The 23,205-nt window shown below is 71.1% G+C and carries 22 protein-coding genes; 11 read left to right on the top strand and 11 right to left on the bottom strand.

The window, feature by feature from the left end; all coding sequences use genetic code 11:
* Positions 1-38: 38 nt before the first annotated feature.
* The 7 genes from galE to KDL01_RS07750 form a co-directional block, all read right to left on the bottom strand.
* Positions 39-1,124, bottom strand: a complete 1,086-nt coding sequence (galE, locus tag KDL01_RS07780) for a UDP-glucose 4-epimerase GalE (protein ID WP_212527682.1) — start codon at positions 1,122-1,124, stop codon at positions 39-41.
* Positions 1,125-1,187: 63 nt separating this feature from the next.
* Positions 1,188-3,209, bottom strand: coding sequence for a glycosyltransferase family 2 protein (locus tag KDL01_RS07775; RefSeq protein WP_212527681.1), 2,022 nt, complete (start codon positions 3,207-3,209; stop codon positions 1,188-1,190).
* A gap of 27 nt (positions 3,210-3,236) precedes the next feature.
* Positions 3,237-4,223 carry a UDP-glucuronic acid decarboxylase family protein gene (locus KDL01_RS07770; RefSeq protein WP_212527680.1) on the bottom strand — a complete coding sequence of 329 codons (987 nt, stop codon included), beginning with the start codon at positions 4,221-4,223 and terminating at the stop codon, positions 3,237-3,239.
* 228 nt (positions 4,224-4,451) lie between these two features.
* The gene (locus tag KDL01_RS07765; RefSeq protein WP_212527679.1) at positions 4,452-5,090 is read right to left on the bottom strand and encodes an ABC-2 transporter permease; all 639 of its coding nucleotides are present in this window, start codon (positions 5,088-5,090) and stop codon (positions 4,452-4,454) included.
* Complete coding sequence (locus KDL01_RS07760; RefSeq protein ID WP_212527678.1) at positions 5,087-6,022, bottom strand: ABC transporter ATP-binding protein; 936 nt, start codon at positions 6,020-6,022, stop codon at positions 5,087-5,089. The genes KDL01_RS07765 and KDL01_RS07760 overlap by 4 nt, the downstream gene beginning before the upstream one ends.
* A 69-nt stretch (positions 6,023-6,091) precedes the next feature.
* Positions 6,092-6,490, bottom strand: a complete 399-nt coding sequence (locus KDL01_RS07755) for a GntR family transcriptional regulator (protein ID WP_212527677.1) — start codon at positions 6,488-6,490, stop codon at positions 6,092-6,094.
* 173 nt (positions 6,491-6,663) lie between these two features.
* Positions 6,664-7,347 carry a flavin reductase family protein gene (locus KDL01_RS07750; RefSeq protein WP_212527676.1) on the bottom strand — a complete coding sequence of 228 codons (684 nt, stop codon included), beginning with the start codon at positions 7,345-7,347 and terminating at the stop codon, positions 6,664-6,666.
* A gap of 152 nt (positions 7,348-7,499) precedes the next feature.
* On the opposite strand from KDL01_RS07750, the gene KDL01_RS07745 reads away from it, so the two are divergent.
* The 3 genes from KDL01_RS07745 to KDL01_RS07735 all read left to right on the top strand — a co-directional run bounded on the left by KDL01_RS07745 (position 7,500) and on the right by KDL01_RS07735 (position 9,128).
* The gene (locus KDL01_RS07745; protein WP_212527675.1) at positions 7,500-7,946 is read left to right on the top strand and encodes an ester cyclase; all 447 of its coding nucleotides are present in this window, start codon (positions 7,500-7,502) and stop codon (positions 7,944-7,946) included.
* 63 nt (positions 7,947-8,009) lie between these two features.
* Positions 8,010-8,684: a 2-phosphosulfolactate phosphatase gene (locus KDL01_RS07740; protein ID WP_212527674.1), complete on the top strand. Its 675-nt coding sequence runs from the start codon at positions 8,010-8,012 to the stop codon at positions 8,682-8,684.
* 36 nt (positions 8,685-8,720) lie between these two features.
* Positions 8,721-9,128 (top strand): VOC family protein, encoded by a 408-nt coding sequence (locus tag KDL01_RS07735; RefSeq protein ID WP_212527673.1) that lies wholly within the window; start codon positions 8,721-8,723, stop codon positions 9,126-9,128.
* 27 nt (positions 9,129-9,155) lie between these two features.
* Here KDL01_RS07735 and KDL01_RS07730 read toward each other — a convergent pair whose 3' ends face one another.
* Positions 9,156-9,725, bottom strand: a complete 570-nt coding sequence (locus tag KDL01_RS07730; RefSeq protein ID WP_438801950.1) for an LLM class flavin-dependent oxidoreductase — start codon at positions 9,723-9,725, stop codon at positions 9,156-9,158.
* Between the two features lie 86 nt (positions 9,726-9,811).
* Here KDL01_RS07730 and KDL01_RS07725 point away from each other — a divergent pair, with 86 nt between their 5' ends.
* The 5 genes from KDL01_RS07725 (at position 9,812) to KDL01_RS07705 (ending at position 14,764) form a co-directional block, all read left to right on the top strand.
* Positions 9,812-10,927 (top strand): MerR family transcriptional regulator, encoded by a 1,116-nt coding sequence (locus KDL01_RS07725; RefSeq protein WP_212527671.1) that lies wholly within the window; start codon positions 9,812-9,814, stop codon positions 10,925-10,927.
* A gap of 130 nt (positions 10,928-11,057) precedes the next feature.
* Positions 11,058-12,062: a S66 family peptidase gene (locus KDL01_RS07720; protein ID WP_212527670.1), complete on the top strand. Its 1,005-nt coding sequence runs from the start codon at positions 11,058-11,060 to the stop codon at positions 12,060-12,062.
* Positions 12,063-12,137: 75 nt separating this feature from the next.
* Positions 12,138-12,899 (top strand): SDR family NAD(P)-dependent oxidoreductase, encoded by a 762-nt coding sequence (locus tag KDL01_RS07715; RefSeq protein WP_368861530.1) that lies wholly within the window; start codon positions 12,138-12,140, stop codon positions 12,897-12,899.
* Between the two features lie 70 nt (positions 12,900-12,969).
* Complete coding sequence (locus KDL01_RS07710) at positions 12,970-13,596, top strand: hypothetical protein (protein ID WP_212527668.1); 627 nt, start codon at positions 12,970-12,972, stop codon at positions 13,594-13,596.
* Positions 13,583-14,764: a hypothetical protein gene (locus KDL01_RS07705; protein ID WP_212527667.1), complete on the top strand. Its 1,182-nt coding sequence runs from the start codon at positions 13,583-13,585 to the stop codon at positions 14,762-14,764. Before KDL01_RS07710 ends, KDL01_RS07705 begins: the two co-directional genes overlap by 14 nt.
* On the opposite strand, the gene KDL01_RS07700 is transcribed toward KDL01_RS07705, so the two are convergent.
* Positions 14,661-15,365: a hypothetical protein gene (locus tag KDL01_RS07700; RefSeq protein ID WP_212527666.1), complete on the bottom strand. Its 705-nt coding sequence runs from the start codon at positions 15,363-15,365 to the stop codon at positions 14,661-14,663. The two genes, KDL01_RS07705 and KDL01_RS07700, sit on opposite strands and share 104 nt — an antisense overlap.
* Before the next feature lie 106 nt (positions 15,366-15,471).
* Here KDL01_RS07700 and KDL01_RS07695 point away from each other — a divergent pair, with 106 nt between their 5' ends.
* Complete coding sequence (locus KDL01_RS07695; RefSeq protein WP_212527665.1) at positions 15,472-15,987, top strand: MarR family winged helix-turn-helix transcriptional regulator; 516 nt, start codon at positions 15,472-15,474, stop codon at positions 15,985-15,987.
* A gap of 124 nt (positions 15,988-16,111) precedes the next feature.
* Here KDL01_RS07695 and aceB read toward each other — a convergent pair whose 3' ends face one another.
* Complete coding sequence (aceB, locus tag KDL01_RS07690; protein ID WP_212527664.1) at positions 16,112-17,728, bottom strand: malate synthase A; 1,617 nt, start codon at positions 17,726-17,728, stop codon at positions 16,112-16,114.
* A gap of 31 nt (positions 17,729-17,759) precedes the next feature.
* A complete protein-coding gene (aceA, locus tag KDL01_RS07685; RefSeq protein WP_212527663.1) occupies positions 17,760-19,052 on the bottom strand; it encodes an isocitrate lyase in 1,293 nt (430 codons plus the stop codon).
* Positions 19,053-19,293: 241 nt separating this feature from the next.
* Between aceA and KDL01_RS07680 the strand changes: the two genes are divergently transcribed.
* Entirely contained in the window at positions 19,294-20,739 is a 1,446-nt protein-coding gene (locus KDL01_RS07680; RefSeq protein WP_212527662.1) for a short-chain fatty acyl-CoA regulator family protein, read from the top strand.
* A 59-nt stretch (positions 20,740-20,798) separates the two neighbouring features.
* Complete coding sequence (locus tag KDL01_RS07675; RefSeq protein WP_212527661.1) at positions 20,799-23,156, top strand: caspase, EACC1-associated type; 2,358 nt, start codon at positions 20,799-20,801, stop codon at positions 23,154-23,156.
* Positions 23,157-23,205: the final 49 nt, after the last annotated feature.

The following is a 23,205-nucleotide window of genomic DNA, read 5'->3' as shown; positions in this document are numbered from 1 at the left end:
CGCCGGCAGATGCGGTCAACGGATTATCGGCCGCGCGATCAGGCGTTCGCGTCCCAGCCGCCGTAGCCGTCCGGGTTCGCCTCCTGGAAGCGCCAGGCGTCCGCGCACATCTGCTCCAGGTCGCGCGTGGTGCGCCACCCCCACAGCCGCTCCACCTCGGCCGCCGAGGCGATCAGGCTGGTGACGTCGCCGGCCCGCCGCTCGATGATCTCGTACGGGACCGGGCGGCCCGAGGCCTTCTCGATCGCGTGCACGAGCTCGAGCACGGAGCTGCCCTTTCCGGTGCCCAGGTTGAGCACCTGGATCCCGGTCGGGGCCTCGCCGAGGGGGCCGGAGGCGGTGACGCCGAGCTTCTCCAGGGCGACGCGGTGGCCGTCGGCGACGTCCACGACGTGGATGTAGTCGCGCAGCGCGGTGCCGTCCGGGGTCTCGAAGTCGCCGCCGAAGATGCTCAGATTCTCCCGGCGGCCCACCGCCACCTGCATGGCGAAGGGCATCACGTTGCCCGGGATGCCGCGCGGGTCCTCGCCGAGCTGGCCGGAGGGGTGCGCGCCGGCCGGGTTGAAGTAGCGCAGAGAGAGCACCGCGAACTCCGGCCGGATGCGGCACAGGTCCGCGAGCATCTGCTCGCAGATCCACTTCGAGCGCGCGTAGGCGTTGGTCGGCTGGGCCGGGCTGCGCTCGGTGAGCGGCAGCGCGTCGGACTCGCCGTAGATCGAGCAGGAGGAGGAGAAGACCAGCCGGTCCACCCCGTGCCGCTGCATGGCCTTGAGCAGCGAGGTCATCGCGCCGAGGTTCACGTCGTAGTACTCGAGCGGGATCTCCACCGACTCGCGCACCGACTTCATGGCGGCGAAGTGGATCACCGCGTCGAAACTGTGCCGGCGGAAGACCTCGTCGAGGCCGTCCGCGTCCCGCAGGTCGAGCTGGTAGGAGGCCGCCAGCGGCGCTCCGGCGATCTTCTCCACCCGGGCCAGCGCCTCGGGCGAGCTGTTGGCGTGGTTGTCCACCACGACCACGCGGTAGCCGTGCTCCAACAGCTCCACACAGGTGTGGCTGCCGATGAAGCCGGCGCCGCCGGTCACCAGGACGGTCGGCGCCTCGTCACGGGACGCAGTGGTCATCGAGCTCTCCTTGGCCGAGCTCGCAAGCTCGAGGTCGGTGGTGCGGCCCGCGGGCCGGGCGGGTCAGCGGTGGTACACGCCGAGTACGTAGGGGACGTACCTGGCCATGGCGAAGCCGAGGCTGGGCAGCACGAGCAGCCCCAGGACCAGCGCCGTCCGCGCGACGCTCAGGGCCCTGCGGAACGTCTCGCCCGCGTTGCGCGCGGACTCGCGGGCGTGCAGCAACGGTACGCCGATCGAGATCGTCGCGTACGCGGTGGAGCTGAAGATGCACAGCAGCACATAGCCGACGGACTGGGTGCACAGCTCGCCGTAGACGGCCACGCCGGAGAGCGCGAGGGAGAAGGCCAGGTAAGGCGTCATCAGCCTGGCCGGCAGCGTGGGCATGCCCGCGGCGCTCTTCGGGGTCACCTTGAAGGTGATCGGCTTCGGCCGGATCGCGCTCATGAACCCGGCCGTCACGCCGCGCGCCACGTACGGCCAGCCGGTCAGCGTGAACATCCAGTTCTCCCAGCTGAGCACCGGTGCCTTGGCCGGGCGCAGCAGGCCGCGGCGGCGCAGCAGGCCGACGAGCAGCAGCAGCCAGATCGAGACCGAGGCGACGTGCAGGACGAAGTACGGGTAGTTCACGTGCACCCACTGGATCCCGGCCAGCACGGCGATCGGCGGCAGCAGCAGGCCGGCCGAGAGCACGGCGGCGTTGAGCGGGTAGAACGCCAGCGAGAAGCCGAAGCGGGTGCGCAGCGTGTTGCGCATCCGCGGCAGGTGCGAGTTGAGCAGCCGCACCAGCAGGGTGGTCAGGCTGCGCGACCACTGGAACTCCTGCGTGAGCATGTCCGCGAAGGTCATCGGGCCGTCGCCGTGCGCGATGGCGTCGATGGCGAACGAACCCTGCCAGCCGGCCGAGTTCAGCAGGAACGTGGTGGAGAAGTCCTCGGCCAGCTCCGGGCCGATCCCGCCGATCTGACGCAGCGCCCGGGTACGCACGGCGTAGTGCGAGCCGATGCACATCGGGGCCAGGCCGCCGTTGTGGCCGAGCTGCACCGGACCGTGCCAGACGGCCTCGCGGTAGAGCCGGCCGCGTGCCGCCCAGGACGAGTCGGCGTTCGCGTCGCAGATGCTCGGCGCCGCCACGTAGCCCACGGCCGGGTCGGAGAAGGGCCGGACCATGCTGGCCAGATAGGTGGGCTCGGGCACGTGGTCGCAGTCGAGCTGGACGACCACGTCGTAGTCCGCGTAGCCCACCCGGTCGTAGAAATAGGCGAGGTTGCCCTCTTTGCACTTGGTGCGCCGGGGCCAGCTGGTGCGGTGGTAGGTCTCCACCCCGAACCGCGTGGAGATCTTCACGTCGTGCTCCTCGCACCACGAGATGACCTCTTCGTTCGGGCGCTCGTCGCAGATCCACACGTCGTACTCGTGCGGGTACTCCTGCGAGAGCATGCACTCGAGGGTGCGCTTGGCCGTCTCCCACGGCTCCGACGGCGCCTTGGTCACCACGAAGGCGACTCGCAGCCTCGGTATCGGGATCGCCGGATCCAGCTTGCGCAGCCAGGCGACCGCGAGCAGGAAGTACATCGGGATGGCCGTGACGTAGAACAGGATCGCGCTGTTGATGACCAGCCCGGCCCAGCCGAGGCGGTTCTGCGGCGAGAGCCACCAGATCCAGAAGAGCGTGAAACACACCATCCAGCCGACCGACATCAGCGTGATGGCCAGCCGGTCGCGCCGGCGCAGCGCCGGGACCATGGTGGTCTGGTCCAGGTAACGCACCTTCAGCGGCGGGCCGAAGATCGGCCCGGTGGTCCGGAACCCGGTGACGTTGCCGCCGGAGAGCCGGTAGAGCTCGTCCTCGATGTCGCGCCGCGCCTTCGCCTCGGCGGCCGGGTCGGCGTAGACGGGCGGCGGGGTCCAGGCCCCGGCCTCCGCGCCGAAGCCGCGGACCGGGATCCACTGCTCCACCTCGTCGTCGAAGCCGACCGGCGGGGTCCACTTCGTCAGCAGCATCGTGGCGTCGTCGGACGACCACGGGCGCGGCGGAGTCGGGGCGACCCGCTTCGGCGCCCCCTGGACCTGGCGCTCCTTCATCCTGCGACCTCCGGCGCGTCCTGCACGCTATACCTCTGCGCTGACAAGGGATTCGTCCCCGCACAGCTGTGCGGCGGTGTCCGGCTCCGGCTGCGCGGCGAACCACGCGGTGGTGCGGCGCAGCCCCTCCTCGATGCCCACCCTCGGCGCCCAGCCGAACAGGCGGCCGGCCAGGCTGATGTCCGGGCAGCGGCGGGTCGGGTCGTCCTGGGGCAGCGCGTGGTACTCCACCGCCGCGTCGCTCCCGACGATCCGGCACACCAGGTCGGCCAGCTCGGTGACCGTGCGCTCCTCCGGGTTGCCGAAGTTGACCGGCCCCGGCTCGTCGCTGCCGAGCATCGCGAGCAGGCCGCCCACGAGGTCGTCGACGTAGCAGAAGCTGCGGGTCTGCTCCCCGCTGCCGTAGATGGACAACGCCTTGCCCGCCAGGGCCTGGGTGATGAAGTTCGACACCACGCGCCCGTCGTCCGCCCGCATGCGCACGCCGTAGGTGTTGAAGACCCGGACTATGCCGGTGTTGACACCCTTGGTGCGGCGGTAGGCCATGGTGAGCGCCTCGGCGTAGCGCTTCGCCTCGTCGTACACGCTGCGCGGCCCGATCGGGTTGACGTTGCCCCAGTCGCTCTCGCGCTGCGGGTGCGCCAGCGGGTCGCCGTAGACCTCGCTGGTGGAGGAGATGATGAAGCGCGCCCCGTTGCGGAAGGCGAGCTCCAGCGCGTTCTCGGTGCCCCTGCTGCCGACGGCGAGCGTCTCGAGCGGCCGGCGCAGATAGTCGGGCGGCGAGGCCGGACTGGCGAGGTGGGCGACCGCGTCGACGTGCCCGTCCACGGTCAGCCCGGCCGAGATGTCCTGGCGCGAGATCGAGAAGCGGGGGGATTCGGTCAGGTGCCGGACGTTGTCCAGGACGCCTGAGGAGAAGTCGTCGACGCAGACGACCTCGTCGCCTCGTTCGATCAGCCGCTCACACAGGTTCGAGCCGATGAAACCGGCACCTCCGGTGACCACCACACGCATCTGTCGGTCCTCGCACTAGCCAGTGTTTCACGTGGGGTAGCCGAGCCTGATGAGATGGCAGCAGTCCCCCGACCGGCGATGCTAAGTGCTGAAGTGATCTCATGTCAATCTCATGAACAAGTAATGCTTTGGTAACTTCTGTTATCGAAATAGTCTCACCGTGGCACGGAGGAACGGGCGTCTCGCAGGTGGTGATCTGCGTGTTCGTCAGATCGCGACGACGCGGCCTCAGTACCGGACCGCGAGGCCGGGCCGGCGCAACCGCCGCGGGTCCACGGCCACGGTGACGGCGATCGAGCCTCCGAACAGGACCAGGCCGCCGGCCGCGAGCAGGTCCAGCCATGCCGCCGACGGCACTGACAGGTGCGCCCGGGAGGCGATCACCGCGACCAGTGCGATCGGGATGGTCGTGCCCAGCATGCCTACCTGTGAGTATCCGAAGCGGATGAACAGGGGGAACTTGACGGCGATGTTGAGGGCGAACAGGGCCCAGGACAGCGCCAGCGCCGCCGCGAACTCGTGTCCGCTGAACGAGACGTGCCGCAGGTGAGCGCAGATCACGGCTTCGAGTGAACCGAGGACCGCGTAGACGGCGAAGGTGGCCAGCGCCGAGAGGTAGTGGCCGAGCAGCAGCGAACTCCGGGTCAGGGGCAACACGGCGTAGAGCGTCTCCAGGTCGGCCTTCTCGGAGATCTGGAAGGGGTAGCCGGCCGTGACCGAGGCGGCGAGCAGGATGAGCGCCGGGAGGACGACCTGGGGGCGGTCGGCGGTGATCGCCATGACCAGGACGGCGATGACGAGGGCCTGGCGGCCGTAGGGCGTGATCGTGCGCAGATCCAGCAGCGTCACGCGGACGATGGGCTTCACTTGTTCCTCCAGGCCATGGCGGGCCGGCGGCCGCGCGAGCGGGTGGGACCCGTGTCGGCGTGCTCTGCGACGGGCCGGCTGTTCGGCCCGGTCTTCGCTCCGGTCTTCGTCCCGGCCTTGGACCCGATGCGGACGACGATCTCCTCCAGGGTGGGCCGCTCCACGACGACCCGCGAGCCCAGCAGCTCCGCGTCGGCGGCGGGCACCATCGCCTCGACCCCGGTTGCCGTCCGGCGCAGGCCGATCAGCTCGACCCCGACGGTGTCCGTCAGGTCGTCCGGCCCACCGCGTACGACGCGGTAGGCGTCCAGGACCTCCTCCTTGGTCCCGGTGAAGACGATGCGCCCGGCGTGGATGAGCGTCAGATAGTCGCCGATGCGCTCCAGGTCCGTGGTGATGTGCGTGGAGAACAGGACACTGTGTCCCTCGTCGAGCAGGAAGTCGCCGAGGATGCCGATCAGCTCGTCCCGGGCGACCGGGTCGAGGCCGCTGGTGGGCTCGTCGAAGACGAGCAGCCGCGCCTGATGCGAGAGCGCCAGCGCGATCATCAGCTTGACGTTCATGCCGCGTGACAGGTCACCGACCTTGGCTCGCATGTCCAGCCCGAATTCCTCGAGCAGCTCGCGATATCGCCGGCCGTCCCAGTGGTCGTAGAAGGGCCGTACCGCGCGCTCCACCTCACTCAGCCGCCAGTCGCCCACGACGTAGTCGTGGTCGAGCACCACTCCCACGTCCTGCCGCAGCGCGACCGGGCCGGGGACGCGGTGGCCGAGCACCTCGATCTCGCCTCGCTGGATCTGCTGCATGCCCAGCAGGCAGCGGATGGTCGTCGTCTTGCCCGCGCCGTTGGCTCCGACGAAGCCCATGACGTAGCCCACGGGGAGCGAGAGGCTGACGTCGCGCAGCTGAAAGCTGCCGGCGGTGGCCCCCACGCCCCGAAGTGAAAACGCAAGGTCCGAATCCATCGCGAACCCTCCCTCGTCTCGTGTGTCCGTGCCCTGCTATTCGACCTCGATCTCGTCCCGCTGCTCGAGCCGGATCAGCGCGTCGAGGATCTCGACGAGATCGTCACGGCTCAGACCCGCCTGCCGGGCGGCGTCCAACGCGGTCTGAAGCCCGCCTTCCACCTGCCGCACCCGTTGTTCCCGCACGAGCTCCGAGTCCAGCGGCTGGACGAAGGCGCCCTTGCCGGGGACCGTCGTGATGAAGCCCGCCGCGGCCAACTCGGTGTACGCCCGGGCGGTCGTGATGACGCTGATGCGCAGGTCCCGCGCGAGCGCCCGGACCGACGGCAGGGCCGCGCCCTCGGGCAGCTCGCCGGAGAGGATGGCCGCCCCGACCTGCTCCTTGATCTGCTCGTAGAGCGACAGATTCGAGCTGTTGGACAAAACCACGCGCACGACGCTCACCGCTCCCTCCGCTGACTGTACATGCACAGTATAGACAGTATAGGCAGTAGGTACGCAAGGGCGCTGCGATCAGTGGCCGGCGGGTCGCCGGCGCGGGTGCCGGTGTCCGCCCTCCGGAACCTCGGCGGCAGCGGCGCGAGCAGGATGTCCCGTCCGCTGAAGAGTCATCGCGTGGCGGCGGTCTCGGAGCGGAAGGTGTGGCCGAGCTGCGCGCCGAGGCCGAAATAGTGCCGGAAGTTGTAGATCAGCGGACTCCATGCGCCCGGGTCGACGTGGTCGGTGCCCGGGACGGTGAGCTGTGGCGCGGCGTGTACCCGCAGTACGTGGGCCTCGATGATCAGGAAGGCCCCGGTGACGTCGGGCTGGACGCGTGCGGCTCGGGCTTCGAACTGGAGCGGGCACTCGGCGACGCGCGGCGGGCGCACGAGGTCGGCGGGTTGCGGGGTCAGGCCGGCGGCGGCGAACTTGTCCCGTTCGTAGCGGAATGTGCCCTGTTTGCCGGGCGGCACCGGGTGACGGCCGGTCAGCGGGGCGAGCCGCTCCACCTGCGGCCACAGCGCCGGCGGGGGCAGGTTGATCACGAGGTCGGGTCGTTCGCGCAGGTTGGCCGCGGTCTGTCCGGAGGTGCCGAGGCCGAGCACGACGGCCTGGCCGAGCGCCCAGGCCGAGGACAACGGCGCGAGGTTGGCCGAGCCGTCGGGGTTCTCGCTCGTCAGCAGGACCACCGGGGTGCCGAAGTAAAGGATCTGAGGTGCGATGGTGCGGTGGGTCTGGGTCTGGGTCTGGGACTGGGCCTCGGTCTGGGCCTGGGTCTGCGTCTCGGTCTGGGTCTGCGCCGCGGTCTTCATGGGCTCGACCGTAGGTTCCGGACGCTTCGGTACCGTCCGAAGTGTGTGGTCCGGCGGGATCTCACGTCGCAGTCCGCTCCGCCGTCTACCGGGTGAAGGCCGCGCCGCCAGGTGTGTCCCTCGCCCGAACGCTACGGAAAGGACGAGTCCACATGACCGTCGAGGAGAACAAGGCCGTGGTCGGCCGCTGGTTCACCGAGTTCTGGGGCAAGAACTTCGACCCCGCGGTGATCGACGAGCTCGCGGCGCCCGACATCCGCTTCGAGTATTCGCTGCACGAGCCGCTGCGCGGGCGCGAGGCGGTGCGCGCGTTCGCGACCGGGTTCCGTGCCGCGTTCCCGGACCTCGGTTTCGAGGGTACCGCCGAGCTGATCGCCGAGGGCGACTACGTCGTCGGGCAGTGGATCGGCGGCGGCACCCACACCGGTGACGCGTTCACCGACCTGCCCCTGGGCGGCGTGCCGGCCGGCAGCGGCAGGAGCATGCGCTTCACCGGCATCACCGTCCTGAAGGTCGAGGACGGCCTGATCATCGAGGAGGTCGGCCTCGACGACGGCGTCAGCGTGCTGACGCAGCTCGGCCTGCTGGCCACCGACTGAGCCAGAGCCCGGGCCAGGCCTCGGCCGCCGCGTCCCGGGTCGGGCGCGGGGGATCATGGCCGGATGGACGCTCGTTTCCTCGGCATCGCCGAACTCGTCGAAACCCCTTCGGTGGCGGTCGTGGTCGACGTCATGCGTGCTTTCACCGTGGCCGCCTGGGCCTTCGCGCAGGGCGCGGAGCGGATCGTTCTCGCCGAGTCGCTGGACGACGCCCTGGCGCTCAAGGCCCGCCACCCGGATTGGCTGGCGCTCAAGGACGGTGCGTCCGCGCCCGGTTTCGACGCCGTCAACTCGCCCGGTCTGCTGCGATCCGTCGACCTCGGCGGCCGGACCGTCGTGCAGAAGACCACGGCGGGGACGGTCGGCGCGCTCGCGGTCAAGGACGCTTCGCTGGTGCTGTGCGCGAGTTTCGTGGTGGCGCAGGCGACGGCCGAGGTCCTGCGGACGCGCGGGGGCGAGCGGGTCACGTTCGTGGTCACCGGCGAGGACGGCCGGGCCGACGAGGATCTGGCGTGCGCTCAGTACATCGCGCGCAGGACCGTCGAGGCTGAGACGGACGCGGCCGAGTTCCTCCGCCGCGCCGCCGATTCGCGCGCCGCGGTCGAACTGGCCGAGGGTGTGCGTCAGGGTGTGCATCCCGACGACGTCGCACTCTGCCTCGAGCTCGACCGGTTTCCCTTCGCCATGGTGGCGAGCCTGGAAGACTCGCTCATGGTCGTCAGGCCGGTGTCGGAGTAAGGGCTCCTGGTATCAGTGCCGGAGTAGAGTTCCCGCATGGTGCACAGGCCCACTCGCTATGCAGGGCGCGAAGACACGGAACTGGTCATCGTGCTCGATTGCACAGACCTGCGCCGCTCGGCCGCGTTCTGGACCGCCGCATTGGGCTACGTGGCCGACCCTCTCGCGGACGACGACGCCTACCTGGCCCTTCTTCCTGCAACAGGTGAAGGCATCGAGGTGCTGCTGCAGAAGGTACCCGAGGCCAAGACCGGGAAGAATAGAGTCCACTTGGACCTGCGCACCACGGACTTGGAACGCGAGCTGGCCAGGCTCATCGAGGCCGGAGCCCGTCACACCACCGGACTTCCCGTCGAGGAGGACGGGTGGACGTGGTACGTGCTGCAGGATCCTGACGGTAACGAGTTCTGCGTGCTGCGCCCCGGTCAAGATGGCGATGTCTGATACTGGTCGGAGCCTCCAGGACGGCGCTCAGCCGCGGGCGAGTTCGCCGAGCAGGCGCCAGGTGCGCAGCCGTGCCTCCTCGCCGAGGAGGTTCGTCTCGGTGAAGATCACCTCGGTGGCACCCGCGTCGAAGTAGTCCTGGACGACCGTCGCGACGGCCTGCTCGTCGCCGAACGTGACCAGCTCGCTCGTCCGGGACGCGCCCGCCAGCTCGGTCATCCGCTGGTAGGACGGGACCTGGTCGTAGAAGGCGGTCGCTGCGGCCGCGGCCTCGCGTGCCGTGTCCAGGTCGGTGGTGACCAGGCCGGGGACGAGGGCGGCGATGCGGGGCGCGCCGCGGCCGGCCCGCTGCGCCTGGCTGGAGACCAGGATCGGGTGCCGAGCGAAGATCGGCACCGCCGAGGTGCCCACCGCGATCCCCGGCACCTCCCGGCCGGCGATCCCGGCCAGCGCGACGGAGTCGAAGTCCATCCGCTGGCCCAGCCACGCCGAGCGCAGCCCCAGCTCGGCGGCCTGCCGGGTCAGGCGGACGGTCTCGTCCACGAGGTTGCCGGCGGATTGCGTCACGCCGTCGGTCAGAGCGACTCCTAAGATCACTGAGACACAAACCTTCGAGCTCTGCGTCTCTATTCCCGCCCCTGGTGGTTGACCCTCACGTGGCGTCATGCCGCATAGTCGGGGGCGTGGCAGAGCGCCTGACCGTGGGACGCGTGGCCGAACTGGCCGGCGTGAGTGTACGCACCCTGCATCACTACGACGAGATCGGCCTGGTTCAGCCGTCCGCGCGGACCGCGGCCGGGTACCGCGCGTATGCGGCGGGCGACGTGGAGCGGCTGCGGGAGGTGCTCGCCTACCGGCGGCTGGGCTTCGGACTGCGCGAGATCGCGGACCTGGTCGACGACCCGGCCACCGACGCCGTCGCGCACCTGCGCCGGCTGCGCGGCCTGCTGCTGGAGCAGCGCGACCGCGCCGACGCCATGGTGGCGGCCATCGAGAGGGAACTGGAGGCACGGGCGATGGGGATCAAGACGACACCGGAGGAGCAGCTGAAGATGTTGGGCGCGCAGTTGTACGACACGATCGGGTCCGCCTACCCGGCCACGCGGCGTACCGAGCCGCGGATCGCCGCGCAGATCTGGAGTGCGCTCGGGGACGCGCGGACGGTGCTCAACGTCGGTGCGGGCACGGGCTCCTACGAACCGGTCGACCGCGACGTCACGGCGGTCGAGCCGTCGGCGGTGATGCGGGCCCAGCGTCCCGCGGGCGCGGCGCCGTGCGTGGCCGCCGACGCTCAGCACCTGCCGTTCGAAGACCAGACCTTCGACGCGGCGATGGCCGTCTCCACCGTCCACCACTGGCCGGATCCGCTCGCCGGGCTGCGCGAACTGCGCCGGGTGGCCCGCCGCGTCGTCGTGCTCACCTACGACGCGAGGACCCCCGGCTGGCTCGAGCGGTTCTGGCTCACCCGCGACTACCTGCCCGAATTCGCCGACCTGCTCGTCGGCTGGCCCTCGCTGGCCGACATGACCCGTGCGATCGGCGGCCGCGCTGAGCCGTTGCTGATCCCGTGGGACTGCGCCGACGGCTTCTTCGAGGCCTACTGGCGCCGACCCGAGGCGTATCTCGACGAGCAGGTGCGCCGCGCGGTCTCGGTGTGGACCAGGGTCGGGCCGGAAGCCGAGCAGCGGGCGGTGAACATGCTCCGCGAGGACCTCGCCTCGGGCCGGTGGGCCGAACGCAACCGCGACCTCGTCGCGCTCGACGCGGCAGAGCTCGGCCTGCGGCTGCTCGTGGCCTGATCCGCCGCGGGGAAAGAGGGGAGCGCCGCGTCCCGGTGAGGGCCTGCGACATGCGAGCCCATGCTCGAATGATCGTCACTCTCGATTCGCCCGCTCAGATAGGCTCTCATCTGTGCGATTCCCTGCTCCTTTGCGCCCCGGTGACCGAATCGGCGTCACCTCGCCCTCCAGCGGAGTGCCGCAAGCCCTGTGGCCCCGCTTCGAGTACGCGCTCGAGACCCTCAGAGCACGCGGGTACGAGGTGGTCGTCGGCGAGTGCATGGACGGGGCCGGGCACATCAGCGCACCCGCGCCGCAACGCGCGCGCGAGCTGACCGCGATGCTCACCGACCCGAGCGTGCGGGCCGTGGTGCCGCCCTGGGGCGGGGAGACCGCGATCGACATCCTGCCGCTGCTCGACTGGGACGCGATCGAGGCGGCCGAGCCCACCTGGCTGGTCGGCTTCTCCGACCTGGCCACGATCCTCACCCCGCTGACCCTGCGCACCGGTATCGCGACCATCCACGGCTACAACCTGATGGACACCCCGTACCGGGCCCCGAAGGGACTGCTGAGCTGGCTGGACCTGGCCGCCGCGGCGCCCGGTGCGACGCTGCGTCAGGACTCGCCCGGCCGTTACCGCGGCGAGGGCTTCGACGACTATCGGGGCCACCCCGACGTCACCGAGCTCACGCTGGACACGCCCGGCCGGTGGACGCGCCTGGACGGCTCGGGGGCCGTGGAGGTGGCCGGCCGGCTGATCGGAGGGTGCGTCGAAACCCTCGGTCCCGTCTCCGGTACGCCCTTCGCCGACGTGGCGGGCTTCGCCCGGAAGCACGCGCCGGAGGGCCTGCTCGTCTACGTGGAGGCGTCCGGCGACGACGCGTTCCAGATCTGCCGCACCCTGCACGGCATGCGCCTGTCCGGGTACTTCGACCAGGCCAACGCCGTCGTCGTCGGCCGCACCCGAGCCGCCGACGCCCCCAGCCTGACCCAGCGGGAGGCCGTCCTCGACGCGCTCGCCGTCCTGGGGGTGCCGATCATCGCAGACGTCGAATGTGGACACGTCGTGCCCTACCTGCCCCTGGTCAACGGAGCCCAGGCCCGCCTCGTCTGCAGCGACACCGAGAACTCCCTCACCCAAACCCTCGCCTGAGCGCGCACCGCGCAGATCGTCCACCGCGCAGAGAGGTCTCCCGCCATGACCGATCCTTCGTCCAACGGCCCCGCGATGAGGGGCGTCCTCGTCACCGGAGCCTCGCGCGGCATCGGGCGCGCGATCGCGATCGCGTTCGCCGCCCGGGGCGAGCGCGTGGCCGTGCACTACGCGTCCGCGCGGGAGGACGCCGAGCAGACGCTGCGGCTGCTCCCCGGGGACGGACACGCGATCGTCGGCGCCGACCTGGCCGAGCCGGGCAGCGCGGAGCGGGTGCTCGAGCAGGCGGTGGCCGCGCTGGGCGCGATCGACGTCCTGGTCAACAACGCGGCGATCGCCCCGTCCGCCGACAACCACCACCCGGTGGCCACCGTCTCCCTCGAGGCGTGGCGCACGGCGTGGCGCCGCATGATCGACGTCAACGTGTTCGCCGCGGCGGACCTGACCTGGGCCGTGGCGCGGCATCTGATCGAGCGTCAGGCTCCGGGCCACATCGTGAACATCGGCTCGCGCGGGGCCTTCCGCGGCGAGCCCGACTACCCCGCGTACGGCGCGAGCAAGGCCGCGCTGCACGCGTTCGGCCAGTCCATGGCCGTGGCCCTCGCGCCGCACGGCATCAGCGTCGCCTCCGTGGCACCCGGCTTCATCTCCACCACCCGCCAGAGCGCGAAGCTGGCCGGACCCGGCGGCGACGAACTGCGCGACCAGAGCCCCTTCGGCCGTGTCGGCACGCCCGAAGAGGTCGCCGCCGCCGCGGTCTACCTCGCCTCGCCCGAGGCCACCTGGGCGTCGGGCACCATCCTCGACCTCAACGGCGCGTCCCACCTGCGCAGCTGAGCCACACTCGGCCGAAGTGTGCTGAGCTGTCTCAGTGGATGCAGTCCCCAGGCTGAGAACGGGGTGACCCTTGAGCGACGAGGCGCAGTCGCAGTCACCGCAGGACGAGATACCGGCGCGCGAAGCCCTGTGGCGCCGAATCCTCGCCGGGCAGGTCGCAGAGGTCTACGTCCCCGGCTTCGAGCGCCGCGTGTACCGATACCTCCCGCTGACGCTCGGGTTGGAGCCGATCTACCTGCGGCCCCACCTGTACGACGAGCAGGGCATCCCCGCCACCACCGACCGCCTCGCCGTCATCGCGCGCGAACTCGCGGCCCAGCCGCGCTGGATAGCCGGCGGCGGACCGTGGTGGTGGGACAGGCACTTCGCCGCACGAGCCGAAGCCATCCTGATATTCGAGCTCTACGACGTCGTCGAACACCGGAACGTCGACAACGACATGGGAATCGGCCACGCGCTCGGGCGGCTGCGGCGCACGATGCAGGCCCGCCTGCAGGGACACGCGCCCACCGAGGAAGACGAGTGGCGCTGGTTCCTGGCCTACTCCGCCCCCGCAGCGGCGCGCGGCGCGCTGACGACGATGGAGAACGCGGTCTACGAAGTGCGCGAACGCTACCCGCACAAGACCTTCGTGATCACGAATCCCTCGGACCGGAAACTGCTACGCACGGTACGGTTCTCGCGTGGAAGGGCGTAGGGGCGGCGGCACGGCCTTGCTCATCACGCCGCTGCCCTTTCAAGCAACCCCGGCCCGTGCTGTCGCGCCCCTCGATGCGTCCGGATCCGCGGCGTGGCTGGTCCTGTCCGAGCGTGGCGAGGTCTTCCGCTGGGACTGCGGCACCAGCGCCTGCGAACTCGTAGGCTCGACGACGCTCACGACGACGGGCCAGTCTGAGGAGACGTGGGGCGAGCACCCGGCCGCGCTGCGGCTGCACCCGTCGCCGAGCGGCCGATTTCTCGCGATCGCCGTCGATTACGGCACGGATGGCGTGGTCCTCGACCTGTTCAGCGGGCGGGAAGCGCTCACGCTTCACGGTGGGACGGACGAACAGGAGACGGTTCCGTTCTCTCTCGCCTTCACCATGCATCGCGGCGCTGAGATCCTCATCCACCGCACCGACTGGAACCGCCTGGACGCGGTAGACCTCGCGACCGGCGAGGTGATGACCGCGCGTGAGTTCGCCGAGTCCGCGGATTTCGAGCGGCGACTGCCTCCACGTTCCCTCGACTACTTCCATGGCGCGCTGCACCTCAACCCGTCCGGCTCGCGTATCGCCGACGACGGCTGGATCTGGCACCCCCTCGGCGCGGTGACCTCGTGGGAGATAGCGCCGTGGCTGGAGGGCAATTCGTTCGAGTCGGACGACGGGGCCAGCCGGATGAGTCTGTGCACACGGGAGTATTACTGGGCCCACGCGATGGTCTGGCTCGATGACGAGCGCATCGCCATCGGCGGCCTCGGCGACGACGATTCCTCGATCGTGCCCGGGGTTCGCGTCATCGACGTGCGCCGTGGCGAGCGCGATGTGCGCGGATGGCTGACCGGCGCGGAGACCTTCGCGTTCAGCGGACGCGGGCGCCGAGGGGGGTGCGGAGGCGGACGGTGGTGCGCAGGGCGTCGGCGGCGATGTGGTGGGTTCGGCAGATCGCGGCGGCCTCGTCCCGCAGCAGCTCGTCGACCTCCTGCTCCAGCGGGCCGAAGATCTGTGCGCGGGCGTCGGCGCCGGGTTCGGACTCCAGCCATTCGAACAGGCGGGTCTCTCAGGAGGCTGTCGTGCGGCGCACGGCGTGGCGGTTGGCGGGAAGCAGGACGCTCACCGCGATCAGCCAGGCGAGGCCGAGGAAGCGGCCGACCGGGAAGGTGAAGTAGAGCGCCGAGGTCAGCAGCGCGAACGTCGAGACCAGGCTGAGGGCCGCGACGACGAGGCCGGTCCAGGCGAGCCAGCGCGGGAGCAGCCGCATGATCAGGGCGGGCACGGCGATGCCGGCCAGGAGCAGGCCGAGCGGGGTGACGAATCCGGCGGATCCGGTGGCGAAGCTCAGGTCGGCCAGGGCGCGGGCCACCCCGGCGTCGCCGAGCGTGGAGGTCTGCGCGCTGGTCCAGTTCACCAGTCCGGTCAGGGCCAGGGACGAGGCGGCGAGCAGCCCGCCGACCAGGCCGATGACCGCGCCGGGGGCGGTGATGCCGAGCCCGGTGCGCATCCGCCGGTAGACGGTGGCGCACCACACGGCCAGCGGCAGGGCGGCCGCGAATCCGAGGCAGCCCGCGACCAGCAGCGCATCGTGGTGGCTGCGGTCATACGCCAGGACGGACGCGGCGGACGCCGAGGGCGCCGGGCTCGCGGCGGACAGGATCACCGCGGTGACCATCAGCACCCCGTAGGCCAGGATCGGTGCGAGCGGCGGCGGTCCGCCCTGGGCCTGCGGGCGGCGGGCGGTGGTGACGGGTACGTCGGTGGCGGTCATGGCTTCCCCTGGTGGCGAGTGGACGGATTGGTAGCTGCGGAGAAACGGTGTCCACTCCAATATAGTTATCCGGCGTATACGATTGTCAAGCGGGTATGATGGCAGGGTGAGTACGAACAAGAGCGTGAGTGCGAAAGACGGCGGAGGCGACGGGTCGCCGCCGCGGCGGCCTGGCAACGCGTTTCTGCTGGCCCAGCTGGGTGCGCACGCGGCCGCCCGGTTCGCCGAGCGGGTCGGGCAGCTCGACCTCACCCCGGCTCAGGCCGGTCTGCTGCGCCTGATCGCCTGGCAGCCGGGGCAGAGCCAGCAGGCGGTCGCCCGTACCCTGGGCACGCCGCCGAGCCGGCTGGTGCTGCTCGTCGACGGGCTGGAGGAGCGCGGGCTGATCGAGCGGCGGCGCAATCCCGAGGACCGGCGCCACCACGCGCTCTACCTCACCGCCGCGGGGACCGACTTCATGGCGCGGCTCGCCACCGTCGGCGCGGCCCACGAAGACGACATCTGCGACGGCCTCGACCAGCGCGAGCGCGCGCAACTCCAGGAACTGCTCGAGCGGCTCGCCGTCCGCCAGGGGCTCGCCGTCGGCGTTCACCCCGGCTACCGGCCGCCCGCTGCGCGATAGTCCGACGCGCGGTTGTCCGGGAGCGGTGACAGGCGGGTGGGGCCGTCGCGCCGGCCCCACCCGCCTGTCTCCTGCTCACCGGATTCACACCGGACTCACCCCGGATTCCCTACCACCGGAGCCCCTACGCAGCCGCGGCGACCGCCTCCGGTTCGACCATGTACCGGGCGTACGCGTCGACGGTGAGGAACGGCGGGAGCTTGGGGCCGAGCGCGGTCTGCTCGAGCACCCGGACCGCGTCCGCGATGCGCACCGCGTCGCCGCCCTCGACGAGCAGCGCGGCGGCCTCGAGCTGGATCAGGTCCCTGATCATGAACGGGGTGACGAACGCGCCGCCGGTGAGCGGGGAGCAGTGGTACTGCCACTGCCACAGCTGGCATCGGGCGATCTCCGCCGTCGCGACGTCCTCCATCAGGCCGAACAGCGCCACCGCGCCCGAGCCGCCGAGCCAGGAGACCAGGTAGCGCAGCGAGACGGCGACGTTCGCGGCCAGGCCCTCGCGGGTCGGGTAGCCGGGGGCGCCGCTGTGCACGGCCAGCAGGTCCTCGGCGCTCACCCGCACGTCCTCGCGCTGGCGGCGGATCTGGTTCGGGCGGGCGCCGAGTACGGAGTCGAACACCTCCCGGCACACGGCCACCAGCGCCGGGTGCGCCACCCAGGAGCCGTCGAACCCGTCGCCCGCCTCGCGCCTCTTGTCCGCGCGCACCTTGGCCACCGCGGCGGCGTTCGCCCCGGGATCGCGCTGCGGGATCGCCGCGGCCATCCCGCCGATCGCGTGGGCGCCGCGCCGGTGGCAGGTGCGCACGAGCAGGTTCGTGTAGGCGCGCATGAACGGCAGGTCCATGGTCACCCGGGCCCGGTCGGGCAGCACGTACTTCTCGCCGAGCTCCGCGTAGTTCTTGATCAGGCTGAACAGGTAGTCCCAGCGGCCCGCGTTGAGCCCGGCCGCGTGCGCGCGCAGCTCGTAGAGGATCTCCTCCATCTCGAACGCGGCGGTGATGGTCTCGATCAGCACGGTGGCGCGGATCGTGCCGTGCGCGATGCCGAGGTCGACCTGGGCCGCGGTGAACACCTCGTTCCACAGCCGGGCCTCGAGGTGGTTCTCCAGCTTCGGCAGGTAGAAGTAGGGCCCGCTGCCCGCCGCGATCTGCCGCCGGCCGCAGTGGAACAGGTAGAGCCCGAAGTCCACCAGCGCGCCGATCGCGGGCTTGCCGTCGAAGCGCAGGTGCGCCTCGTCCAGGTGCCAACCGCGCGGGCGCACCACGATCGTGGCCGGGTCCCAGCCGACCTGGTAGTGCCGGCCGTCGGGCGTGGTCTCGTCGATCCGGCGCTCGATCGCGTCCAGCAGGTTCAGCTGGCCGGAGACGAGGTTGTGCCAGGTCGGGGCGGTCGCGTCCTCGAAGTCGGCCAGCCAGACCTTCGCCCCCGAATTCAGGGCATTGACGGTCATCCTGCGCTCCGGCGGGCCGGTGATCTCCACCCGGCGGTCCACCAGGCCCGGCGCGGGCGGGGCCACCCGCCAGGTCGGGTCCTCCCGGATGTGCCGGGTCTGCGGCGGGAAGTCGAGGTCGAATCCGGCCGCGAGCAGCTCCGCGCGGCGGCCTCGCTCGGCGAGCAGGGCCGCGCGGTGCGGGGCGAACGCGGTGTGCAGGCGGGCGAGGAAGGCGAGCGCCTCGCCGGTGAGGATCTCCTCGAACCGCGGTTCCATCGGCCCGAGGATCTCGATCGTGCTGGTCTTCATGGGCGTCTCCACGCTGCGGGGTCCGGTCGGCTCAGTGGAACTGCTCGGTCTCGGTGGATCCGACCAGCGCGAGCGTCTCCGCGTTCGGATTCACCGCGCTGGAGACGAGGTCGAAGTAGCCGGTGCCGACCTCGCGCTGGTGCTTGACCGCCGTGTATCCGTCGGCGCCGGAGGCGAACTCGGCCTCCTGCAGGTCCACGTACGCGGTCATGCCGTGCAGGGCGTAGCCGCGGGCGAGGGTGAACATCGAGTGGTTGAGCGCGTGGAAGCCGGCCAGGGTGATGAACTGGAACCGGTAGCCCATGGCGCCGAGTTCGCGCTGGAATTTGGCGATCTGGTCGTCGTCCAGCGCCGCCTTCCAGTTGAACGACGGCGAGCAGTTGTAGGCGAGCATCTGGTCCGGGTACTCGGCGTGGATCGCCTCGGCGAACTCCCGGGCCTCGGCCAGGTCGGGCGTGCCGGTCTCCACCCACAGCAGGTCCGCGTACGGGGCGTAGGCCAGGGCGCGCGAAATGACCGGGGCCATGCCGGGCTCGACCCGGTAGAAGCCCTCGGCGGTGCGGTCGCCGGTGCAGAACCGGGCGTCGCGCTCGTCCACGTCGCTGGTGAGCAGGTTCGCGGCGAGCGCGTCGGTGCGCGCGACCACGAGGGTGGGCACGTCCGCGATGTCCGCGGCCAGCCGGGCCGCGTTCAGGGTCCTGATGTGCTGCGCGGTGGGCACAAGCACCTTGCCGCCGAGGTGGCCGCACTTCTTCTCGGAGGCGAGCTGGTCCTCGTAGTGGATGCCCGCGGCACCGGCCGCGATCATCGCCTTGGTCAGCTCGAAGGCGTTGAGCGGACCGCCGAACCCGGCCTCGGCGTCGGCCACGATCGGCACCAGCCACTCCGGGCCCTGATTCCCCTCGGCCGTGTCGATCTGGTCCGCGCGCAGCAGCGCGTTGTTGATCCGCCGGACCACCTGCGGCACCGAGTTGGCCGGGTAAAGGCTCTGGTCCGGGTAGGTCTGCCCGGCCAGGTTCGCGTCCGCGGCCACCTGCCAGCCGGACAGGTAGATCGCCTGCAGCCCGCCCCTGACCATCTGCACCGCCTGGCCGCCGGTCAGCGCGCCGAGGGCGTGGATGTAGTCCTGCTCGTGCAGCTGCCGCCACAGCCGTTCGGCGCCGTGGCGGGCCAGGGTGTGCTCCTCGCGGACGGATCCGGAAAGGCGCACCACCTCGGCCGCGGTGTAGGTGCGCTCCACGCCCGACCAGCGCGGGTCCGAGGCCCAGCGCGCGGACAGTTCGGCCGCCCGCCGCTCCTGCTCTCGGCGAACCTGCTCGGTCATGATGACTCCTCGGGATGCGAGATCGCGGCCGCGAAGGCCGCGATGAGACGTGCCGGTCACGCGGGAGTGCGGATCCGGCCGTGGGCCTCACTGTGGCAGCGGGGAAGGCGCCCGTCACCCGTGGAGCGGGGCCACGTTCTGCGAAGCCGCGGCGGCGAAGCGGCGAAGTCTGCGAAGCCGACGGCCGGCGGAGTCTGCAGTATGCTGCGCGAAACGAGCCGACCCGACCCGGAGGCTACGTGTGAACAGCACCGCGTTCGTGGGTACCCGCCTGCGCAGATTCCGCGAGGAACGTGAACTGAGCCAGGCCGCCCTCGCCCTGGCGCTGGACCTGTCCGCCAGCTACGTCAACCAGATCGAGCACGGCGCCCGGCCGATGACGGTGCCCGTGCTGCTGAAGCTGACCACCGCCTTCGACGTGGACGCCGCGTACTTCGCCCCGGCCGACCAGCTGCGGCTGACCTCGGACCTGCGCGACGCGCTGGGCGAGCACGTCACGGCCGGGCGGATATCGCCCGGGGACCTGGAGGAACTGGCCGGACGCCTGCCCGGCGTGGCGAACCTGCTGCTCGACCTGCAGCGCCGCAACCGGGCGGCGGGCGAGCACCTCGCCGCGCTGGCCGGGGACCGCGGCGCGCTCGACGCCCTCGAGACGCAGGCCCCGCACGAGAGCGTGCGCGAGTACTTCTACCGCAGGCACAACTACGTCGACGAGCTGGACCGGGAGGCGGAGCGGCTCGCCGCGCGGATCGGGCTGCGCCGCGGCGAGGTGCGCTCCGGCCTGGAGGAGCGGCTCTCCGAGCGGCACGGCGTCCGCGTCGAGGTGGGCGACCTGGACGACCGCGACCGGCTGCACATCTTCGACCCGGGACGCAGGACCCTGCGTCTGTCGGTCCGGCTGCGCCCGGGCCAGCAGGCCTTCCGGATGGCCACCCAGCTCGCCTACCTCGAGCACGACGCGCTGCTGAGCGAGCTGACCGAGCGCGAGCCGGTGGAGCCGGGATCCGAGGCCCACACGCTGATCCGGATCGGTCTCGCCCACTACTACGCGGCCGCGCTGGTGCTGCCCTACCGGGTCTTCCACGAGCGCGCCGAGCAGGCCCGCTACGACCTCGAGCACCTGGCCGACCACTTCGGCGTCGGCTACGAGACCGTCTGCCACCGCCTCAGCACCCTGCAACGTCCGGGGCGGCGCGGGGTGCCGTTCTCCTTCGTCCGGGTGGACCGGGCCGGGAACGTCTCGAAGCGGCAGTCCGCCACTGACTTCCACTTCTCCCGCAGCGGCGGCACCTGCCCGCTGTGGAACGTCTACGAGGCCTTCGCCGCCCCCGGCCGGGTACACGTGCAGGTCGCGGCCATGCCCGACGGCCGCCGCTACCTGTGGACCGCCCGCACCGTGGTGCGCGCCCCGGGCGGCTGGGCCAGACCGAGCAAGGTCTTCGCCATCGGCCTCGGCTGCGAGCTGCGCCACGCCTCCCGGCTGGTGTACTCGGCCGGCCTCGACCTGGTCGACGAGTCCGCGGCCACCCCGATCGGCCTCGGCTGCAAGACCTGCGAGCGCGACGCCTGCCCGCAGCGCGCCGTCCCGCCGCTCGGGCGCACGCTGCGCATCGACCAGAACGCCAGCACCTTCGTGCCCTACCCGCTGCGCCCGGAAGGATGCTCCGCGCGCGAATCCGGGCACTGAGGCCCGCCCGGGTGCCATGCTGGTGCGGTACCCGCCGCCGAGGGGAAGAAGGGGGAGCGGTGACGACGGTCAGGCTGCCCGATCCGCACCGTTCCCGGGCCGTGCTCATCGGCGCGTCGCAGTACGAGGAACGCGAACTCACGGGTATCGCCGCCATCTCCAACAACCTCACCGACCTCGCGGCGGTGCTGACCGACCCGGACCGCGGCGGGCTGCGGCCGGAGGTGTGCACCGTCATCGCGGATCCGAAGTCGCCGCAGGACCTCGGCGTGGCGCTGACCGACCTCGCCCAGGAAGCCGAGGACGTCCTGATCGTGTACTACGCGGGCCACGGCCTGATCGCCCAGCCCGGGTCGCTCTACCTGGCGGTGGAGCGCTCCTCGCTCAGGTACGTCGAGGACACCGCGTTCGGATTCGACCGGATGCGGCGGATCATCCACGGCAGCCGGGCGAAGACACGCATCCTGATACTCGACTGCTGCTTCGCCGGGCGGGCGGTGGCCGCGATGGGCGACGCGTCGGCCGTCCTGGGCGGGCTGGTGGAGATCGAAGGCACCTACACGATGGCGTCCTCGCCCGCGAACGCGCCCTCCATCGCCCCGCCCGGGGCGCGCAACACCGCCTTCAGCGGAACCCTGATCAGTATCCTGCGAGACGGGGTCCCGGGCGGGTCCGAGCTCGTCGCGCTGCGCGAGGTCTTCGGCGAACTGCGCCACCGCCAGCAGGCCGCCGGACACCCGGAGCCCCAGCAGAAGAACAGCGGGCTGGCCCAGAACCTGGCCCTGTGCCGCAACGCCGCGGCCCGCCACCGCCCGAGGACGAGCAGCCCGCTCGACGCCACCCTCGACGGCGTCAACGCCCTGGCCCGCCACATCGTCCCCGCCCTCGGGCCGGGCGGGACCCAGCACCTCATCCCGATCGAGGGCGGCGGCTTCTGGCAGGAGTCCGACCCGCGCGTCGTCGCGGCCCGCTTCCAGCCGGCCGAACCGGCCCAGGCGGTCGGCTGCGCCCTGATCCGCGACCTGATCGGAAACGTCGCGGAGAGGTCCGGCGACGGGATCACCACGGCGGTGGCCCTGGCCCAGGCGTTCATCCGCGGCGCCCACGCGAGACTCGCCGACGGCGCCGACCTCGATGTGGTGCTGCGAACCTTCGACTACTGCGCCATCGCGGCGGTTCAGGGACTTGATCACTTCGCCGTCCCCGTCGAGACGATGGAGCAGGTGCTCCAGGTGACAGTCCTGGCCGCGGACGGGGACCGGCAGATCGCCGAGATCCTCAGCAATGGCATGGACCGGACCGGGCTCTTCGGCAAGGTCGTGCTCGAACAGGGCCCGAGTCCCGGACTCGAACTCGACGTCGTGAACGGCACCAGCTTCGACGCCGGGCTGGTCGACCCGGAGCTGTTCACCGACGACGACCGCAGCGAAGCGGTGCTGGAGAATCCGCGCGTGCTCTTGGTGGACGGCACGCTCCTGGACGCTGAGCCGGTGCGTCGCTTTCTGCTCGACCTCGGCTCACGCAGGGACGCCGTGCTCGTCGTCGCGCGGGACGTCGCCGACGATCTGGTGCGATTCATGGCCATCGAGAAGCTCCGGGGAAGGATCCAGGTCGCCGCCGTGCGGCTGAACGATGCCGCCCGCGTCAGCGCCGATGAGGTGCTGCGGGACCTCGCGGCGATTTCCGGAGGTGGCGTGCTGCGTCCGGAAGAGTTGGGCGAACTGTCGGCCGAAACCTGGTTCGGGCAAGCCCGCAAAGCGATCGTCACGCGTTCCACCACGATCCTCGCCGCCCTTCCCGCGCAGGCCGACGGCGTCACCGCACGCTACTGGGCACTGCAGGAAGAGCTCGATCACTCGGCCTCGGACCGCGTGTTCGAAACCGTACGGAGGCTCGAGGCCGGGATCGCGATCGTCAAGATCGGCCCAGGGCCGGACCGGCAGGCCCGGATGCGCCGGGCCGGCAACGGATTGCGGGTGGCCCGGCAGGCCTTGGACTACGGCCTGGTCCGCGGGGGTGCCAACGTGCTGGCCGGCTTGGGCCGCACGCTGTCCGAGCCGACCCCCGCCGAGCAGCATGATCGAATCCTGATGCAGCTCTACGCCGACGCGCTCGCGCAGCCGCTGCGCCAGCTGGCCCACTCCTCCGGCCTGGAAGCCGGCTCCCTGGTCGATCAGCTGAGCTCGCGAGGACCGGACATCGGACTCGACGTCGAGCGCAACGCCTTCTACGACCTGCGCTCGGGCGATCTCGTGGTGCCGCCGAGGGACCAGGTGTCGTTTCAGAAGGGGCCCAGCCAACTGATCGTCGACTCGTTCTGGGTGGTCAGAACCGCACTGATCGCGGCCAATTCCACCGCGCTCAGGTTCCTCACCTCGGCTTCGGGCCTACCCGGCGCCACCGACGAGGGTCGCTGAACCACCAGGCGTCAGGGTCGAGTCCTCGATCGGCTCAGGGCGTATCTTG

It is taken from the genome of Actinospica durhamensis (assembly GCF_018139695.1).
Classification (GTDB): domain Bacteria; phylum Actinomycetota; class Actinomycetes; order Streptomycetales; family Catenulisporaceae; genus Actinospica; species Actinospica durhamensis.
The sequence above is the reverse complement of the archived record's forward strand: the minus strand, read 5'-3'. Positions and strand labels throughout refer to the sequence as shown.